A 17,277-nucleotide genomic window follows, 5' to 3' on the forward strand; every position below is an offset into this window, starting at 1 on the left:
GGGGAGGGACAACGAAACAACGGCAACGGGCAAAAGCCGCTGGCGTGTGCACGGCAGCGGCGGTGTTCGGGGGCAGCGCTCTTACGTGATGCGGTCGGCGGCCTCGGCCAGCAGGCGCCATGCCTTCAGCACGGCGTGCAGTTCATCCATGGAGAGTTCGCCGAAGACGTCCTGGCGCAGGCCGATCAACTGGTCTTCCAGCTCGCTGACCAAGGCCTGGCCCGCATCGGTCAGCCACAACAGGTTGGCGCGACGGTCGCTGGCGTCGCTTTCGCGGCGGACCAGGTCGCTGGCGCACAGCTTGTCCAGCAGGCGCACCAGGGAAGGCCCCTCCATGCCCAGCTGCTGGGCCAACGCCACCTGACGGATGCCACCGCCGGAGCGGCCGATCATCAGCAGCGGCATGGTGCAGGCGGTGGAGATGCCGTAGCTGCCGAGCCGGCTGTCGGCCAGGCGCTGCCACTGCCGCCCTGCGTACAGCAGGCCGGAGCTGAGCTGCATCTGCAGCACGGTGCGCTCGTCGAGGGGTCGGTCCATAAGAGATAGATAGGATACTACTAATTTCATTCCTATCAATAGGTTTTTCTGAATGTGCGGGTGTGTTGAGGAAAGCGTTGCGCCACGTTGCTACGGGTGGGGCAGCGGGGGCCGGACGGGGCAGGACGCGCCGTGAACCCATCCTTGGGGGCTCGGCCGCGGCATCCATGCCGCGGACGGTCCTGCCCCGCCCGACCCCCGCTGCCTGCCCATCACCCCGCGGGCGCGGTGGGTTGGCTCTTTAAAGGCAGAAGCAGAAGCAGTGCGGACCAACGGTCCGCACCCACCAAAGCAGAAGACACCACAGCAGCGGCGCGCTGCTTCCGAAGTCATGAACCCCTGCTTTTGACCCCGCCTTCGGGCGGTCCGACCGCGCCCGCGAGAAATTGTCGGAGAAGGGGAGGGGCAGGCCAGGCAGGACCGTCCACGGCATGGATGCCGTGGCCGAGCCTACAGGGACGTACTTGCGGCGTGTCCTGCCTGGCCTGCCCCTCCCCCTCTCGCTCAGCAGCCATGAGGCGCCGCAAGAACCCCCCGATGAACCGTCCCAACAGGACGACCCACCCCCCGGTCGGGTACGATGCTCGCCCCCCGTTCGGGACGCTGTACGCAATGAGCAAGAACAACGAAAAGGCCGCCCCGCAGGGCGACGTGACCCAGGACCAGGCCGAGGATGCCGTGCGCACCCTGCTGCGCTGGGCCGGTGAGGACCCGTCCCGCGAAGGCCTGCTGGATACCCCCCGCCGTGTCGCCGAAGCCTATGGCGACTGGTTCAGCGGCTACCGCGACGACCCGCGCGCCTACATGGAGCGGACCTTCGAGGAAGTGGCCGGCTACGACGAACTGATCGTCCTGCGCGACATCGAGTACGAAAGCCACTGCGAGCACCACATGGCACCGATCATCGGCCGCGTGCACGTCGGCTACCTGCCGGCCGGCAAGGTGGTGGGCATCAGCAAGCTGGCCCGCGTCGTCGAAGCCTACGCCCGCCGTTTCCAGGTGCAGGAAAAGATGACCGCGCAGATCGCCCAGTGCATCCAGGATGTGCTGCAGCCGATCGGCGTCGGCGTGGTCGTCGAAGGCGCCCACGAATGCATGACCACCCGCGGCATCCACAAGCGCGGCGTCAGCATGGTCACCTCGAAGATGCTGGGCAGCTTCCGCGACGACGCGCGCACCCGCGCCGAGTTCCTGCGCTTCATCGAAGTGGGCGGCAAGCGCTGAGCCGCTTGCCCGCACCGCGCCGGCCCCTGCAGGCCGGCATGCCCACGGCTGCCCACGTGGCAGCCGTGCATGGCGGCTCGTCCCTGTCAGCCCTACAGACCCCTTTCGCTGCATGAAGCACCGCGAACGCATTGCCCGTTACCGCCACCTGCGCGAACAGCCCCAGTGGAAGCTGCTTGCCGCCGACCACGCCCCGGAAATCATCGGCCTGCTGCAGGGGCTGCTGATGGATGGCGAGCGCACGCTGCCGTCCTCGGTGCTGAACGAGCGACTGCAGCGCGCGCTGGACCAGCTGGCCGGCGATGAACTCTCGCGCGAGCTGCCGCGTACCGCCCAGGCCTACATCGCGCACTGGCTGGCCCAGGGCTGGTTGGAGCGTCGTTTGCCCGAAGGCGCCGACCAGGAGCAGTACGAGCTGTCCACCGCCGCACTGCAGGCGATCCGCTTCGCGGACGGTCTCGAGCAGGCTCGCGTGGCCGCTACCGAAAGCCGCCTGGCCTTGGTCATTGAGCAGCTCTCGGCGCTGGCTGCGCAGACCGAAGCCGATCCTGATGCGCGCCTGTCCGCGCTGCACGACGAGCGCGACCGCATCGATGCTGAAATTGCCCGGGTCGGCAGCGGCCGCGTGGTTGCGCTGGACGGCAAGCGCGCGCTGGAACGCACCCGCCAGATCATCGGCCTGGCCGACGAGCTGACCGAGGACTTCCGCCGTGTGCGCGATGACTTCGAGCAGCTCAACCGCGATTTCCGCGAACGCATCATCGACGACGAGGGCGAGCGCGGCGATGTGTTGTCGCAGCTGTTCGAAGGTGTGGATGTCATCGGCGAAAGTGACGCCGGACGCAGTTTCCAGGCCTTCTGGCGCCTGCTAAACGATGCCGAGCAGAGTGCCCAGCTCGATGCCGCGCTGGAAGCGGTGCTGGCGCGCGGGTTCGCGCGCCGCCTGGACCGCAACGAACGCAACTTCCTGCGCAGCTTCACCAGCACCATGCTCGAGCGCGGTGGCCAGGTGCACGATGTGCTGCAGAACTTCGCGCGCAGCCTGCGCGGCTTCGTGCAGAGCCGTGGCTACCTGGAACAGCGCCGCCTCAACCAGCTGCTGAAGCAGGCGCAGTCCGAAGCGCTGGCACTGCGTGACGAATTCCCCGCACAACGCGGTATCGGCCGCGACCTGCAGCTGACCACCAGCCGCCTGCGCTCATGGTCGCAGTGGAAGCTGCATGATCCACGCAGTGCCCAGGTCGATGGCAACGTCGAGTACAACGACGCGGCCGCGATCAGCCTGGAGAGTGTCGGCGACCTGGTCGCGTCGTCCGAAATCGACTTCCGCACCCTGCGCCGCGACCTGCACGACCTGCTCGATGCACAGCCGCGGCTCAGCATCGCCCAGGCCCTGTCGCAGCGCGAGGCGCCGCAGGGTCTTGGCAGCGTCATCGGCTATCTGTCGCTGGGCACGCGCTTCGGCAACGTGGTCGCCGGCGAGCAGGAGCTTGCGCAATGGCGTGGTGGCGACGGCCAGGTCCGTCGCGCCCGCATCCCGCTGGTTTGGTTCACCCAGGAGAGACGCCATGAGCTGGCATGAAGATCCCATCGACGCAGCGCAGGCCGACGTGGCGGAAGACGCCTACGAGGCCGAGCCGGTGGCGGCCGTGGCCCAGCCCCGCCGTGGCAACGACGTGTACTACCTCGGCGATACCGGGCGCCTGCCGCTGGATGCGCGCCGCGCGCTGTGCCAGCTGCTGATCGGCCCCAGCATCGACCAGTTGCGCCACGCCAAGCTGTGGCCGGCGCTGATCCGCAGCGAAGCGGCGATCCGTTCGGCGCTGGCCGACCTGTTCCTGGAACTGGTGCTCGACCGTGACAGCGGCGTGGCGTTCACCCGCCAGGCCGATACCGAAGACGTCGACGCGCCGGTGCTGCTGCGCACCTCGCCGCTGACCTTCATCGACTCGGTGCTGCTGCTGTACCTGCGCCAGCAGCTGGCCGAGGCCGATGCGCGCGGCAACCGCGCGGTCGTCGCCGATGCCGAGATGGCCGAAGCACTGGCCATCTATGAAAAGAACCTGTCCACCGACCGCGCCGGCTTCAACCGCCGCGTCGCCTCGGCGGTGCAGAAGATGAAGGACAACCACATCCTGACCCGCCTCAGCGGCCAGGAAGACCGCCACGAAGTCTCGCCGGCGCTGAAGCTGCTGTTCTCCGCCGAAGACGTGTCCCAGCTCTCGGCGGTCTACCGCCAGCTGCGTGAAACCCCGGCCGCCGAGGCCTGAGAGACCCGACCATCGCATGGCTATCTCCAAGCACACTCCCGCCCTGTTCAACGAAGGCCTGCCGGACCCGCGCCTGCAGCAGTTCCGCATGCGCCGCCTGCAGGTGCACAACTGGGGCACCTTCAACGGCCTGACCGAAGTGCCGATCGCCGAGCGCGGCTTCCTGTTCGTCGGCCGTTCCGGCTCGGGCAAGTCGACCCTGCTCGATGCCATGTCCGCGCTGCTGACGCCGCCGGCCATCGTCGACTTCAACGCCGCCGCGCGTGAAGCCGAGCGCAGTGGCCGCGACCGCAACCTGGTGTCCTACGTGCGTGGCGCCTGGGCTGACCAGCAGGACAGCGGCACCGGTGAAATCGCCACCCAGTACCTGCGCAAGGGCGCCACCTGGACCGCACTGGTGCTGGAGTACCGCGCCGGCGATGGCCGCGTGGTCAGCCTGGTGCGCCTGCTGTGGATCTCCGGCAACGGCACCTCGGCCGGCGACGTGCGCAAGCACTACATGATTGCCGAGCGCCCGTTCGACATCGCCAAGGATCTTGGCGGCTTCGACCTGGACCTGCGCAAGCTCAAGCAGAAGCTGTCCGACCTGCACCACTTCGACACCTTCTCCGGCTATGCCGAGCGCTTCCGCGACCTGCTCGGCATCGACAACGAAATGGCGCTGCGCCTGCTGCACAAGACGCAGTCGGCGAAGAACCTGGGCGACCTCAACGTCTTCCTGCGCGACTTCATGCTCGACACGCCGAAGACCTTCGACGCCGCCGAGCGCCTGGTCAGCGACTTCGCCGAGCTTGATGGCGCGCACCAGGCCGTGGTCACCGCGCGCCGCCAGGTGGAAACCCTGCTGCCGGCACGCGCCTACTACAACGACCTGAAGGAGATGCATCGCCAGCGTGGCGACGACGAAGCGCTGAAGCTCGGCGTCGACAGCTTCCGCGAAAGCCGCCGCCAGGCGCTGATCGAAGCGCGCCTGCGCGAGATGGACGTGCGTGACCGTGGCCTGCTGGGCGAGGAAGCCCAGCGCCGTGCCGCACTCGATAACCACACCGAGCGCCTGGCCGAGCTGGAACTGCAGCGCCGCCAGCAGGGCGGTGAGCGCATCGAGGAACTGGAACGCGAGCAGGGCCGTGCCGAAGCCGAGCGCGACCGCCGCCAGGCCAAGCGCGAGCAGGCAAGCCAGGCTGCGCAGCAGCTGCAGGCTGAACTGCCGGACGACGCCCACGGCTTCGCCGGGCTGGTCGAGCGCGCGCAGAATGAACTGCAGGATCGCCAGCGCGCCTCTTCGGCGCTGGACGACGCGATCAGCGATCGCCTGGGTGGCAAGCGCGATGACGAGCGCCGCTTTGGTGAAGTCCGTGCGGAACTCGAAGCGATGCAGCGCACGCCGTCCAACATCCCGGCGCCGATGCAGAAGCTGCGCGCGCGCCTGGCCGAGGAAACCGGCATCGCCGAGGCGGCGCTGCCGTTCGTCGGCGAGCTGATCCAGGTCCGCTCGGAAGAGCAGGGCTGGCAGGGAGCCATCGAGCGCGTGCTGGGCGGCTTCGCACTGTCGCTGCTGGTCGATGACAAGCACTACAACGACGTCGCCGAATGGGTGAACCGTACCCACCTGGGCATGCGCTTCACCTATTACCGCGTGCGCCGCAACGACGATGCGTTCGCGCGCGAGCCGTCGGCGAAGTCGCTGCTGCACAAGCTGGAACTGCGCGAGCATGTGTTCGAAAGCTGGCTGCGGCGCGAGCTCGGCAAGCGCTTCGACTACGAGTGCGTGGACGCCAAGCAGCTGCGCAACGTTGACCGCGGCATCACCCGCGAAGGCCAGGTCAAGCATCCGGGCGACCGTTTCGAGAAGGACGACCGCAGCGCGGTAGGCGACCGCCGTCGCTGGATTCTCGGCTTCAACAACCACGACAAGGTGGGCGCCTTCGAGCGCGAAGCACAGGAACTGGCCAAGCGCATCGCCGGCTGCGAGACCGACATCGCGCGCCTGCGTGGCCAGCGTGACCGCGACAACGAACGCCGCCTGGCCTGCCACGAGCTGGTCAGCATCAGCTGGAACGAGATCGACATCGCCGCTCCGCAGCAGCGCCTGAGCGACATCGAGGCCACGCTGCGCGACCTGCGCGAAGGCAATGCCGACCTGGCCAAGCTGGCCAAGCAGATCGATGCGGTGCGTGCTGACATCGAACAGTCGCGCCGCACCTACGAAGACGTCCGCGTCGAGCGCGGCCAGCTGGTCAAGGAGCGCGATCGCCTCGACCGCGCACGCCAGCAGAGCCGTGCGCTGGTGCTGCCGAGCCTGGCCCAGGAGCAGGAAGCCGGCCTCGCCGAGCGCCTGCAGGAGCAGGGCCCGCTCAGCCTGGAAACGCTGGAAGCGCACATGCGCCAGGTCAGCAATGCACTGAACGAGCAGCTGTCTTCCTCGCAGCAGGACCTCAACCGCATCGAGAACCAGCTGATCGGCTGCTTCCGCCGCTTCATCCAGCAGTGGCCGGAGGAATCGGGCGACTTCACCGTGTCGGTGGCCTCGGCCGAGGACTTCCTCGCCCGCCTCGAACGCCTGGAGCGCGATGGCCTGCCGCAGCACGAAGAGCGCTTCTTCGACCTGCTGCAGAACCAGAGCAAGAACAACCTGCTGGCCCTGCAGCGCCATAGTGCCGAGGCCCGCAAGTCGATCGGCCAGCGCCTGGACGAAGTGAATGCCAGCCTGGAGCAGGTGCCGTTCAACCGTGGCACGCTGCTGACCATCGAACTGAGCGACCGCCGCCTGCCGGAAGTCGGCGAGTTCCACCTGCAGCTGCGCGAAGTGTTGTCGCAGCAGCAGACCGAGCAGCGCGAGCTGGCCGAATCGCAGTTCACCGTGCTGCGCCAGCTGGTCAACCGCCTGGGTTCGCAGGAAGGCGAGGACAAGCGCTGGCGCGAGCTGGTGCTGGACGTGCGCATGCATGTGGAGTTCATCGGCGTCGAGCTGGATGCGGAAACGCGCCAGCAGGTCGAGATCTACCGCAGTGGTGCCGGCAAGTCCGGTGGCCAGCGCCAGAAGCTGGCCACCACCTGCCTGGCTGCGGCACTGCGCTACCAGCTCGGCGGCGCTGACAGCCAGCTGCCCAGCTACGCCGCGGTCGTGCTCGACGAAGCCTTCGACAAGGCCGACAACGAGTTCACCGCGCTGGCGATGAACATCTTCGACAACTTCGGCTTCCAGATGGTGGTCGCCACCCCGCTGAAGTCGGTGATGACGCTGGAACCGTTCATCGGCGGCGCCTGCTTCGTCGAAATCAGCGGTCGCCACGACTCCGGCGTGCTGCTGATCGAGTACGACGAAGAGGGCAGGCGCCTGAAGCTGCCGGAGCGCAGCCGCCAGCAGGCCAATGAACCGGAAGAAGCCGAAGCCTGACCCGGCCGCTTGAGGGGAATGCCGGCCAGCGGCCGGCACTCCCCATGGCGGGGTTCACGGCCCGGTAGTGCCGGCCGCKGGCCGGCAACCGCACTCACGCACCGCGGAACGTATCCCACGCCATCCGCGCGATCAGCACCACCACCAGCCCCACGAACAGCTTGCGGATGAACGGCGTACCGCCCTTCAGCGCCAATCGGGTGCCCACCACCGAGCCGATGATGTTGGCCGCTGCCATCGGCAGCGCGAACAGCCACAGGATGTTGCCGGTCGGCACGAAGAACGAGATCGCCGCTACGTTGGTGGCCAGGTTCACCACCTTCGACGCCGCCGAGGCGCGCAGGAAATCCAGGCCGAAGAAGCGCACGAACAGGAAGATCAGGAAGCTGCCGGTGCCCGGCCCGAAGAAGCCGTCATAGAAGCCGATCGCCGCACCGATGGCCAGCGCGATCGCCAGTTCGCGGCGGCCGATCTCCTGCGGCCGGTGCAGTGCGCCGAAATCCTTCTTCCACAGCGTGTAGGCCAGCATCGCGATCAGCAGTACCAGCACCAGTGGGCGCACTGCGTCCTTGGGCAGCAGGCTTACCGCGGTGGCGCCGGCGAAGGAGAATATGAAGGCCGTGCCTGCCGCGAACAGCACCGGCTTCCACGGGAAGCGCACGTTGCGCGCATAGCGCCAGGCGGCTGCACCGGTACCGAACATCGAGCTGAACTTGTTGGTGCCGAACAGCATCGCCGGCGTCTGCTGCGGCAGCACGGTGAACAGACCGGGTAGCTGCACCAGCCCACCGCCACCGACGGCGGCATCGACCAGGCCGGCGATGAAGGCGATCACCACCAGCCACCACAACTCAGGGGGAACCAGTTCCAGCACGGCGATCAATCAAAGTGGGGGCGCGACAGCATACGCCCTTCGCCGATGGATGCTGGCGGCGTCCCGCGCGACAATGCCGCCATGAGCCGAAAACCCACCGATCCCTGTCCCTGCGGCCTTCCCGCCGATTACGCCGCCTGCTGTGGCCGCTTCCATGCCGGTGAGGCAGCACCCGATGCCGAGCGCCTGATGCGATCGCGCTACAGCGCCTATGTGCGGGGGCTGGCGGACTATCTGCGCCAGAGCTGGCACCCGGATACCCGTCCGGCTGAGCTGGCGTTGGACGATGCGCCGGGCCAGCGTACGCACTGGCTGGGCCTGACCGTGCACGAACACACGGTCACCGGGGCCGACAGCGCCGAAGTGCGCTTCACCGCCCGCTACCGCGTGGGCGGCGGCAGCGCGGTGAAGATGGCCGAGCACAGCCGATTCCTGCGCGTCGACGGCCGCTGGTACTACCTCGACGCGGTGTGAGCCTCAGCCGCCGCGCACCGCCAGCACGCGCTGGCCGGCATGCGCGCGGACCTGGTTGCGGCCACCGTCCTTGGCTGCGTACAGCGCCTGGTCGGCGGCCTTGATCACGGCCGCCGGCCGCTCATCCACGCGGCTGTCCGCCAGCCCGATGCTCACCGTCACCTGTACCGTCTGCCCGCTTCCGCCGCGTCCGCGCTGCTGGCGCCCCGTTTCATCGTCGCGGCTGCGGGTGCTCCGATCGCGCAGCTGCATGCGGGTGTCCTCGATGGTCTGCCGCAGCGCCTCGACCGCATCCACGCAGGCCGCTGCGGGACGATCCAGGAACACCACCGCGAACTCCTCACCGCCATAGCGGAACGCCCGGCCACCGTCACCCACCCGGCCCAGCCGCGAGGCCACCAGGCGCAGCACATCGTCGCCGGTGTCGTGGCCGTGGGTGTCGTTGAACGATTTGAAGTGGTCCACGTCCACCATCGCGATGCTGTAGGTGCCGCGCGCCCGTTGCAGGGTCTCATTGAAGGCGCGGCGCCCCGGCAGGCCGGTCAGTTCATCGCGGAAGGCCATGTGGAAGGACTCCTGCAGCATCGCGCCCAGCATCAGCAGCAGCGCCGCGCTGGCCAGCGCCGGCAGCAGCACCGGCTGCAGGAACACCCGTGGCAGCATCCACCACAGGCACAGCAGCGCCAGCAGCATCGCCGTGTGCAGTGGGCGCGGATGCCGCCAGGCCTGCCAGCCCAGCGCGGCGGTTGCCAGGAGGAACAGCAGGGCTGGCAGCTGTGCCAGCGCGTTCCAGTCGGCCGGAATCCAGCTCCAGTGGCGGTTGGACAGCAGATCGTGCATGCCACGCGGTTGCTGCGTGGCCAGCAGCAGGAAGATCATCAGCGCGGTGCCACTGGCAACGCCCCGCAGCAGCAGGTCGCGGCGGCGGCGGCCGCGCTCGGGCCACAGCGCCAGGCCCGCGAACAACAAGGGCAACCAGGCCGAAATGGCGTGGAAGCGCAGCGGTGTCAGCGCCGTGACATGGCCGCTGCGCAGGTAGCCACCCACGTCCTGGTGCAGCAGGGCGAACATCACGGCCACCACCAGCATCAGGCAGAGCGTGCGCACCTGGTGGTAGAGCAGGGCAAGGCCGGCGCCGAGGCAGGCCAGCAGCCAGGGCAGGATGCGTTGGGCCGGATTGGCCACGTCTTCGTTGCCCAGTGCCGCCCACAGCACCACGGCAACCAGCACGGCGGGCAGCACGAACAGGTAATGCGCAGGCTGGCGGAGCGGATGCAGGGGCAAGCAGGAATTCCAGCGCGGTGACGACGCGGCCGCAGCATTGCCGTTAGCGGCGTCCGCACCGGCTTCTTGAATGCGGGATGGTCACGCTTGTGAACGCATTGACGTCGAACCATGACATCGCACTCACCCTGCTGCGCAGATGCTGCCCGAATGGACAGCGTAGCCGCCGCCGTCGCTGCCCCGCAGCGCGATCTCGCCCGCCAGTACGCACGTGTGCGGGAGCGCAGCATGCAGCTGGCGGCCCCCCTCAGCGCCGAAGATGCCATGTTGCAGAGCATGGCCGATGCCAGCCCGGGCAAGTGGCACCTGGCCCACACCACCTGGTTCTTCGAACGCTTCGTGCTGTCCGGCTTCGCCACCACGCAGGCGCATGACCCGGCATGGGACTACCTGTTCAACAGCTACTACAAGAGCATCGGCCCGGCCCATGCACGGCCGCAGCGCGGGCTGCTGTCACGGCCCTCGCTGCAGCAGGTGCAGGACTACCGCCGCCAGATCGATGCGCAGGTACAGTCACGGCTGGACGCGGGTGATCTCGACGACCAGGCGCTGCAGCACCTGCAGCTGGGCCTGCAGCACGAACAGCAGCACCAGGAGCTGTTGCTCACCGACATCAAGCACGCGTTCTGGTGCAATCCGTTGCAGCCGGCCTACCGCGAGGACCTGCGCACCACCCCCGGCGTTGCCAGTGCACAGGGCTGGATCGAATCGCCCGAACGCATCGTCACCGTCGGCGCCGCAGCCTGGCCACAGCATGCCGCGTTCGCCTATGACAACGAATCGCCGCCCCATCGCGTACTGCTGCCCGCCCATGCCCTGGCCGAGCGCCCGCTCAGCAACGCCGAGTACCGCGCCTTCATCGAGGCCGGTGGCTACCGCGAGCCACGCTGGTGGCTCAGCGAGGGTTGGGCACTGCGTGAAACCGAAGACTGGCAGCATCCGCTGTACTGGGACGACCGCCTGCAGCGCGAATTCACCCTGGGCGGCTGGCGCGAACTGGATCCGCACGCGCCGGTCTGCCATCTCAGCTACTTCGAAGCCGATGCCTGTGCCCGCTGGGCCGGTGCCCGACTGCCCAGCGAGTTCGAGTGGGAGGCTGCCGCCGCGACGCTGCCGCCGCGCGGTCATTTTGCCGATGACGATCACCTGCACCCACAGGCAGGGCAGGGCGGTGGACTGCGCCAGCTGTTCGGCGATGTCTGGGAATGGACCCACAGCGCCTATGGCGCCTACCCGGGCTTCCGTCCGTTCGCCGGCAATCTGGGTGAGTACAACGGCAAGTTCATGTGCGGGCAGTGGGTGCTGCGCGGCGGCAGCTGCGCCACGCCCCGTGGCCATGTGCGCGCCAGCTACCGCAACTTCTTCATGCCACCGGCACGTTGGCAGTTCTCCGGCCTGCGCCTGGCCCGGGATCTGGCATGAGCACGGTGCACGACGCGCTGCAGGCGCTGACCGATCTCACGCCCGGTCGCCAGCAGATCCTCACTGACGTGGTGGCAGGGTTGTCGCGCACACCGCGCCAGCTTCCGTCCAAGTATTTCTACGATGCACGTGGCTCGCGCCTGTTCGAACAGATCACCCAGACCCGCGAGTACTACCCCACGCGTACCGAGCTGGCCCTGCTGTCGCGGGTACTGCCAGACATCGCCCGCAGCGTCGGCCCGCACCTGCACGTGGTGGAACTGGGCAGTGGCAGCGGCCGCAAGACCGCGCTGCTGCTGGCCGCGCTGGGTGAACCGGTGGCCTATACGCCCATTGAAATCTCGCGTGCCGCGCTGCTGTCCAGCATCGACCATCTGGCCCCGGCGCTGCCCGAGGTCGAGATGCTGCCGGTCTGTGCAGACTTCACCCGTCCGGTTGCCGTGCCCATGCCCGAACGCGAACCCGCGCGGCGGTTGCTGTTCTTCCCTGGGTCTACGCTGGGCAACTTTGAAGGTGAGGACGCGGTCGCGCTGCTGCGTGCGATGCGCCAGACCATGGGTCGTGATGGCCTGGCCCTGGTCGGCATCGACCTGCACAAGGACCCGGCGTTGATCGAGGCGGCCTACAACGATGCGCAGGGTGTCACCGCCGCGTTCACCCTCAACCTGCTGGCCCGCCTCAACCGCGAGATCGGCAGCGATTTCGATCTGGACGGCTTCCGCCATCGCGCCCGCTACAGCGTCGCGCGGCTGCGTATCGAGACCGACCTGGTCAGCCAGCGGGCACAGGACGTCCATCTGGATGGCCGCACCTTCCATTTCAAGGCCGACGAACCGATCCGCGTCGAATACAGCCACAAGTACACCGACGACAGTTTCGAAGCGCTGCTGCAGCCGGCTGGCCTGCAGGTCATGCAGCGCTGGGATGCTGAAGGCCCCGCCTATGGCCTGCGCCTGCTGCGCGCCACGTAGCAGCAGCCAGCCGGCGCGGCTTCAGGTTCCGCCGCACCGCTACCCCTAAGATGGCCGTGCACCGGCAACACGGAGGACGCCATGCCCATTCTGACCACGCTCGGCCTGGCGGCCGCTCTTGCCTCGGCACCGACAGCGCTTGCCGCTCCCGCCGCCGGCATCGATCCGGCCTTCAGCCGCTGCCTGGCGGGTCTGCAGGCCACCGCTGCCAGCCAGGGAATCAGCGCCGACCGCTTCAACGAGATCACCGCCGGCCTCACGCCCGACCCCAGCGTGCTCGGCCTGCTCGATGCACAGCCCGAATTCACCACGCCGATCTGGGACTACCTGGCCGCGCTGGTCGATCGCCAGCGCGTGGACGATGGGCGCGCCCTGCTGCAGCAGCACCGCGACCTGCTCGATCGCGTGTCGGCGCAGTACGGCATCGATCCGGCCACCATCGTCGCGGTCTGGGGCGTGGAGAGCGACTACGGCCGTGTGTTCGGCAAGCGCCCGCTGCTGCAGTCACTGGCTACGCTGTCCTGCGCCGGCCGCCGCCAGCCCTTCTTCCGCGGTGAGCTGCTGGCCCTGCTCAAGCTGATCGACCGCGGCGACCTGCAGGCACAGGGGCTCACCGGCTCCTGGGCCGGCGCCTTCGGGCACACGCAGTTCATGCCCAGCACCTATGCACGCATCGCCGTGGACGGTGATGGTGATGGCCGTCGCGACCTGGTCGGCAGCATTCCCGATGCACTGGCCTCCACCGCCAACTACCTCAAGCGCGCAGGCTGGCGCAGCGGCGAGCCGTGGGGCATGGAAGTGCGGATCCCGGCGGGCTTCAATGCCAGCCAGGCCGGGCGTACCCAGCGTCGGGCGCTGGCCGACTGGCGCGTGCAGGGTGTGACCGCGCTGGACGGCAGCGCGCTGGCCCCGGCCAACCTCCCGGCCGATGCACGTGCGGCGCTGCTGCTGCCGGCCGGCAGCAAGGGCCCGGCGCTGCTGGTGTTCCGCAACTACGACGCGATCTACAGCTACAACGCCGCCGAAAGCTACGCGCTGGCGATCGCCACGCTGGCCGACCAGCTGCGTGGCGGCACCGGGTTGGCCACGGCCTGGCCGACCGACGATCCCGGCATCGGTCGTGATGAGCGCCGCCAACTGCAGACTCTGCTGTTGGCCCGCGGCCACGATATTGGCACCGCCGACGGCATGATCGGCACCGCCACGCGTCGCGCGATCCAGGCCGAGCAGCAACGCCTTGGATGGGCCAATGCGGATGGGCGCGCCGGACAACGCATCCTGCGCGCGCTGCAGCAGGAGGCAGCAACCGCATCGCCGGCCAGCCGCTAGGCCTTGCCGTTCGCATCGGTGCCGCGACATCATCGCCGCGTTCATCAAGGAGCGTCATCGCATGCAGTTGAATCCGGACATCCGCACCGGCCTGTTCCATGGGCTCGAGGCCTGGCATGTGCGCACCCCCAGTGCCACCGCGGTCATCAGCGTGTTCGGTGGACAGCTGTTGTCATTCATCCCCGAAGGGCAGCCGGACCTGCTGTGGCTGTCACCGCAACGCGCGGAGCTGCCGACGCCGATCCGCGGTGGCGTGCCGGTGTGCTGGCCGTGGTTCGGCCGCCAGGGGCAGGATGCTGATGCTCCGGCACATGGCCTGGCGCGAACCGCGCGTTGGGAGTTGCAGCACGTCGGGCAGAACGAGGCCGGCGATGTGGAGCTGCAGTTGGCGCCGTCACTGTCTGACCACCTCGGCCTGCGCCTGCAGATGCAGCTGCGCATCGGCCGCCAGCTGCGCCAGCAGCTGGCCACCGGGAACACGGGATCGTCGCCGGTGACCTTCACCCAGGCCCTGCACAGCTATTTCCGGGTGGGCGATGCCAACCAGGTCGAGGTCGAGGGCCTGGATGGCCTGCAGTACCTGGACAAGTACGAGGATTATGCGCAGCTGCGCCTGCAACAGGGACCGTGGTCATTGCGCGATCCGCGTGATCCCGGGCGCAGCGATCGCATCTATACCGGTGCCGGCGGCCATTACGTGCTGCGTGATCCCGTACTGCAGCGGCGGATCGAGATCCGCAGCGAAGGCAGCCAGACGCTCGTGGCCTGGAACCCCGGTGCCGAGGCCGCAGCCAGGATGGCCGATGTCGGCGATGGCTGGCACGATTACGTTTGCCTGGAAGTGGCCAATGCAGGCCCGGAGCAGATTACGCTTGCGCCAGGTGCGCGCCACCAGCTGGTGCAGACCCTGGCCAGTACCGCGCTGTAAGCGCTGGCAGCAGTTTCAGTTTGTCGATGTGGGTAGCAAGGACGGAAAACATGCAGGAAGCACAGTGGTGGTACGCCAATGGCAGGCAGAGCAGTGGACCGGTGGATCTGGCCGGTCTTCGCCAGCTGCAGCAGGAAGGGACGGTTACGGCGCGCACGCTGCTCTGGTGCGAAGGCATGCCCTCATGGCGGCCGTTGACGGAACTGGAGCAGGCGTCCACGCCCATCGAGGTGGCTCCGGCCCCGGATATCGACGCAGCCCCGGCGGTTGAGGGCGTCGCGCCGAGTGCCGGCGATCCGTCCGATCCGTATCGTGCACCCGCCGCTGCACCGGAGATGGCTGCGGCTGCCGGGCTGGAGGGCGAGATGGCCTTGTACGCCAGCGTGGTCGGCGGCAACTTCCCGGTCTACCGCCAGCGCTGGCGCCTGGATCAAGGCATCGCCACGGGTACCGGAACCTGGCACTGGCCGGCATTCCTGATCGGCCTGGTGTGGATGATGTACCGCAGGATGTACCGTCTGGCGGCGCTCTGGGTTGGCCTGCTGCTGTTGATCAGTGTGGTCGAGACACTGCTGGGGGTTCCCGACGGCCTGTCGATGGTCATCACCTTCGCGCTCAGCATCACCACCGGCATGTTCGGCAACAGCTGGTACCTGGCCCATTGCCAGCGGCAGATCGCCCGGGCCCGTGCCGTGGCGGGGGGCGATGAAGCGCGCATGCGCAGCGAACTGGCCGCGCGTGGTGGCACCAGCGTGGTTGCCACACTGGTGGCCATCGTCATCATGCTGGCGGTGGGTACGGTTGGTGCTGTGCTGGTGGGATAGGCTGGATCAGCGAGCCCCGCGGGGCCGCAATACCAGCAGGCACAGTGCACCGGCCACCAGGCCCCAGAACGCCGAGCCGATGCCGGCCAGCGTGACACCGGAGGCGGTGACCAGGAAGGTGACCAGTGCCGCCTCGCGGTCCCGCTCTACCGCCAGCGCACTGGCGAGGCTGTTGGCGATGGTGCTGAACAGCGCGATACCGGCCACGCAGGCCACCAGCTCCTTCGGGAAGGCGGCGAACAGTGCGGCAACCGTCGCACCGAACAGCCCGATGACAATATAGAAGGCCCCGGCGGCCATGGCGGCGGTATAGCGCCGTGCCGGATCTTCATGCGCATCGCGGCCCATGCAGATCGCGGCCGTGATCGCGGCCAGGTTCAGCGCGTAGGCACCGAACGGCGCCAGCAACGTATTGACCACACCGATCCAGCCGATCAGCGGCGATACCGGGGCGTCGTAGCCGGATGCCCGCATCACCGCCACGCCCGGAATGTTCTGCGAGGCCATGGTGACCACGAACAGGGGCAGGGCGATGCCGGCCACCGCAGTCCACGACAAGGATGGGGTCACCCATTGCGGTACCGCCAGTTGCAGCTGCACCTGCTGTGCGTGCAGCAGGCCGCGGCTGGCCGCGACCGCGATGCCGACCAGCAGGGTGGCGATGACCGCATAGCGCGGGAACAGGCGGCGTCCAGCCAGCCAGGTGGCGAACATCGCCAGCGCCAGCACCAGCTGGGTGTTCATGGCCACGAACACGTCCAGGCCGAAGCGCAGCAGCACGCCGGCCAGCATGCCGGCGGCCAGTGCCATCGGCACCCGCTGCATCAACCGGGCGAAGATGCCGGAGAACCCGGCCAACATGCCCAGCACCGCAGCCAGCAGGAAGGCACCGGTCGCTTCAGAGAGCGAGGCGCCGCCGGCACCGACCACCAGCATCGCCGCACCTGGCGTCGACCATGCGGTCACCACCGGCACGCGATAGCGCAGCGACAACCCGATGCAGGTGACGCCCATGCCCAACCCCAGCGCCCACATCCAGGAGGCAATCTGCGCCTGGTCGGCACCGACGGCCTGCGCGGCCTGGAACACGATCACTGCGGAACTGGCGAAGCCGACCAGCACGGTAATGAAGCCGGCGACGACTGCCGGTACTGAAAGGTCGCGCCACCATGCTTGCCGCACCCGCATGTTCATTGCCGTCTCTCCTTTGTGCATCCATGCATTGATAGCGGTTGCGGCGTTKACCSCGCAACGCGCGGGCAACGCCGCAGTGATCTTCGAGCGTACGTCATGCGTGATGTCGCGGGGCTTCTGTCATCACCCTGAAAAAAAGCGCTTGACGAAATCTGCAGGATCTCTAGAATTCGCTCCCTTGCTGCAGCGCATCGCTTCTTCGGAAACGGCACGCGAACAGCAACGCCACCACCGACGAACGAGATGATCGAACGAAGGTGTTGACGGACTCGAAAAGTCCGGCATAATAGGCGGCTCGCAACGACGAAAGACCTTCGGGTCCAACGACGAAGCAGCATCGGCAACAACGTCCACCCCGGTGAGACGGCCTTGAAAAAAGGTGTTGACGAAGCGGAAAAGCCGGCTATAATGGGCGGCTMGCTACGAAGGAAACTTCGCAGCACACGGGAACGGCGCTGAGGCCACTTCCCAGGATCTTTGAAAGTATGCGCAGGTATCTTGTGAAGGCGCCTGCAGGAAGGATGATTGTCCATCTTGCAGACGTTTGAT

14 protein-coding genes are annotated in these 17,277 nt (G+C 67.8%); 10 read left to right on the top strand and 4 right to left on the bottom strand.

The features are described from left to right. Positions 1 to 81: 81 nt before the first annotated feature. Positions 82 to 537 (bottom strand): MarR family winged helix-turn-helix transcriptional regulator, encoded by a 456-nt coding sequence (locus tag D7T59_RS09450; RefSeq protein ID WP_008265191.1) that lies wholly within the window; start codon positions 535 to 537, stop codon positions 82 to 84. Positions 538 to 1,149: 612 nt separating this feature from the next. Between D7T59_RS09450 and folE the strand changes: the two genes are divergently transcribed. The 4 genes from folE (at position 1,150) to D7T59_RS09470 (ending at position 7,428) form a co-directional block, all read left to right on the top strand. Beyond that, positions 1,150 to 1,761: a GTP cyclohydrolase I FolE gene (folE, locus tag D7T59_RS09455; protein ID WP_004141296.1), complete on the top strand. Its 612-nt coding sequence runs from the start codon at positions 1,150 to 1,152 to the stop codon at positions 1,759 to 1,761. A gap of 112 nt (positions 1,762 to 1,873) precedes the next feature. After that, positions 1,874 to 3,343 (top strand): DUF3375 domain-containing protein, encoded by a 1,470-nt coding sequence (locus tag D7T59_RS09460; protein ID WP_180851934.1) that lies wholly within the window; start codon positions 1,874 to 1,876, stop codon positions 3,341 to 3,343. Further along, entirely contained in the window at positions 3,330 to 4,031 is a 702-nt protein-coding gene (locus D7T59_RS09465; RefSeq protein ID WP_164139053.1) for a DUF4194 domain-containing protein, read from the top strand. The genes D7T59_RS09460 and D7T59_RS09465 overlap by 14 nt, the downstream gene beginning before the upstream one ends. A gap of 16 nt (positions 4,032 to 4,047) precedes the next feature. Next, on the top strand, positions 4,048 to 7,428 hold the full coding sequence (locus tag D7T59_RS09470; RefSeq protein WP_180851936.1) for an ATP-binding protein: 3,381 nt from the start codon (positions 4,048 to 4,050) through the stop codon (positions 7,426 to 7,428). A 94-nt stretch (positions 7,429 to 7,522) separates the two neighbouring features. Here D7T59_RS09470 and D7T59_RS09475 read toward each other — a convergent pair whose 3' ends face one another. Continuing rightward, positions 7,523 to 8,302 carry a sulfite exporter TauE/SafE family protein gene (locus D7T59_RS09475; protein WP_032960169.1) on the bottom strand — a complete coding sequence of 260 codons (780 nt, stop codon included), beginning with the start codon at positions 8,300 to 8,302 and terminating at the stop codon, positions 7,523 to 7,525. 81 nt (positions 8,303 to 8,383) lie between these two features. Here D7T59_RS09475 and D7T59_RS09480 point away from each other — a divergent pair, with 81 nt between their 5' ends. Continuing rightward, the gene (locus D7T59_RS09480; RefSeq protein WP_180851937.1) at positions 8,384 to 8,776 is read left to right on the top strand and encodes a YchJ family protein; all 393 of its coding nucleotides are present in this window, start codon (positions 8,384 to 8,386) and stop codon (positions 8,774 to 8,776) included. A 3-nt stretch (positions 8,777 to 8,779) separates the two neighbouring features. Here the strand turns inward: D7T59_RS09480 and D7T59_RS09485 are convergent, their stop codons facing one another. Beyond that, positions 8,780 to 10,060 carry a GGDEF domain-containing protein gene (locus D7T59_RS09485; RefSeq protein ID WP_180851939.1) on the bottom strand — a complete coding sequence of 427 codons (1,281 nt, stop codon included), beginning with the start codon at positions 10,058 to 10,060 and terminating at the stop codon, positions 8,780 to 8,782. A 150-nt stretch (positions 10,061 to 10,210) separates the two neighbouring features. Between D7T59_RS09485 and egtB the strand changes: the two genes are divergently transcribed. The 5 genes from egtB to D7T59_RS09510 all read left to right on the top strand — a co-directional run bounded on the left by egtB (position 10,211) and on the right by D7T59_RS09510 (position 15,534). Further along, positions 10,211 to 11,482: an ergothioneine biosynthesis protein EgtB gene (egtB, locus tag D7T59_RS09490; RefSeq protein WP_180851941.1), complete on the top strand. Its 1,272-nt coding sequence runs from the start codon at positions 10,211 to 10,213 to the stop codon at positions 11,480 to 11,482. After that, a complete protein-coding gene (gene egtD / locus D7T59_RS09495; RefSeq protein WP_180851942.1) occupies positions 11,479 to 12,453 on the top strand; it encodes an L-histidine N(alpha)-methyltransferase in 975 nt (324 codons plus the stop codon). The genes egtB and egtD overlap by 4 nt, the downstream gene beginning before the upstream one ends. Positions 12,454 to 12,534: 81 nt before the next feature. Then, positions 12,535 to 13,782 carry a lytic murein transglycosylase gene (locus D7T59_RS21485; RefSeq protein ID WP_164139039.1) on the top strand — a complete coding sequence of 416 codons (1,248 nt, stop codon included), beginning with the start codon at positions 12,535 to 12,537 and terminating at the stop codon, positions 13,780 to 13,782. Positions 13,783 to 13,843: 61 nt separating this feature from the next. Then, positions 13,844 to 14,710, top strand: coding sequence for a D-hexose-6-phosphate mutarotase (locus D7T59_RS21490; protein WP_180851944.1), 867 nt, complete (start codon positions 13,844 to 13,846; stop codon positions 14,708 to 14,710). A 50-nt stretch (positions 14,711 to 14,760) separates the two neighbouring features. Continuing rightward, positions 14,761 to 15,534 (top strand): DUF2628 domain-containing protein, encoded by a 774-nt coding sequence (locus D7T59_RS09510; RefSeq protein ID WP_180851946.1) that lies wholly within the window; start codon positions 14,761 to 14,763, stop codon positions 15,532 to 15,534. Between the two features lie 6 nt (positions 15,535 to 15,540). Here the strand turns inward: D7T59_RS09510 and D7T59_RS09515 are convergent, their stop codons facing one another. Beyond that, on the bottom strand, positions 15,541 to 16,728 hold the full coding sequence (locus D7T59_RS09515; RefSeq protein WP_180851948.1) for a benzoate/H(+) symporter BenE family transporter: 1,188 nt from the start codon (positions 16,726 to 16,728) through the stop codon (positions 15,541 to 15,543). Positions 16,729 to 17,277 lie beyond the last annotated feature (549 nt).

The sequence above is a fragment of the Stenotrophomonas maltophilia genome, from assembly GCF_013464915.1.
Classification (GTDB): domain Bacteria; phylum Pseudomonadota; class Gammaproteobacteria; order Xanthomonadales; family Xanthomonadaceae; genus Stenotrophomonas; species Stenotrophomonas maltophilia_AT.

What these genes read in the sequence shown, in the direction of transcription:
- D7T59_RS09450 (WP_008265191.1), bottom strand. Translation starts at nt 537, where the DNA reads ATGGACCGACCCCTCGACGAGCGCACCGTGCTGCAGATGCAGCTCAGC.
- folE (WP_004141296.1), top strand. Translation starts at nt 1,150, where the DNA reads ATGAGCAAGAACAACGAAAAGGCCGCCCCGCAGGGCGACGTGACCCAG.
- D7T59_RS09460 (WP_180851934.1), top strand. Translation starts at nt 1,874, where the DNA reads ATGAAGCACCGCGAACGCATTGCCCGTTACCGCCACCTGCGCGAACAG.
- D7T59_RS09465 (WP_164139053.1), top strand. Translation starts at nt 3,330, where the DNA reads ATGAGCTGGCATGAAGATCCCATCGACGCAGCGCAGGCCGACGTGGCG.
- D7T59_RS09470 (WP_180851936.1), top strand. Translation starts at nt 4,048, where the DNA reads ATGGCTATCTCCAAGCACACTCCCGCCCTGTTCAACGAAGGCCTGCCG.
- D7T59_RS09480 (WP_180851937.1), top strand. Translation starts at nt 8,384, where the DNA reads ATGAGCCGAAAACCCACCGATCCCTGTCCCTGCGGCCTTCCCGCCGAT.
- egtB (WP_180851941.1), top strand. Translation starts at nt 10,211, where the DNA reads ATGGACAGCGTAGCCGCCGCCGTCGCTGCCCCGCAGCGCGATCTCGCC.
- egtD (WP_180851942.1), top strand. Translation starts at nt 11,479, where the DNA reads ATGAGCACGGTGCACGACGCGCTGCAGGCGCTGACCGATCTCACGCCC.
- D7T59_RS21485 (WP_164139039.1), top strand. Translation starts at nt 12,535, where the DNA reads ATGCCCATTCTGACCACGCTCGGCCTGGCGGCCGCTCTTGCCTCGGCA.
- D7T59_RS21490 (WP_180851944.1), top strand. Translation starts at nt 13,844, where the DNA reads ATGCAGTTGAATCCGGACATCCGCACCGGCCTGTTCCATGGGCTCGAG.
- D7T59_RS09510 (WP_180851946.1), top strand. Translation starts at nt 14,761, where the DNA reads ATGCAGGAAGCACAGTGGTGGTACGCCAATGGCAGGCAGAGCAGTGGA.
- D7T59_RS09515 (WP_180851948.1), bottom strand. Translation starts at nt 16,728, where the DNA reads ATGAACATGCGGGTGCGGCAAGCATGGTGGCGCGACCTTTCAGTACCG.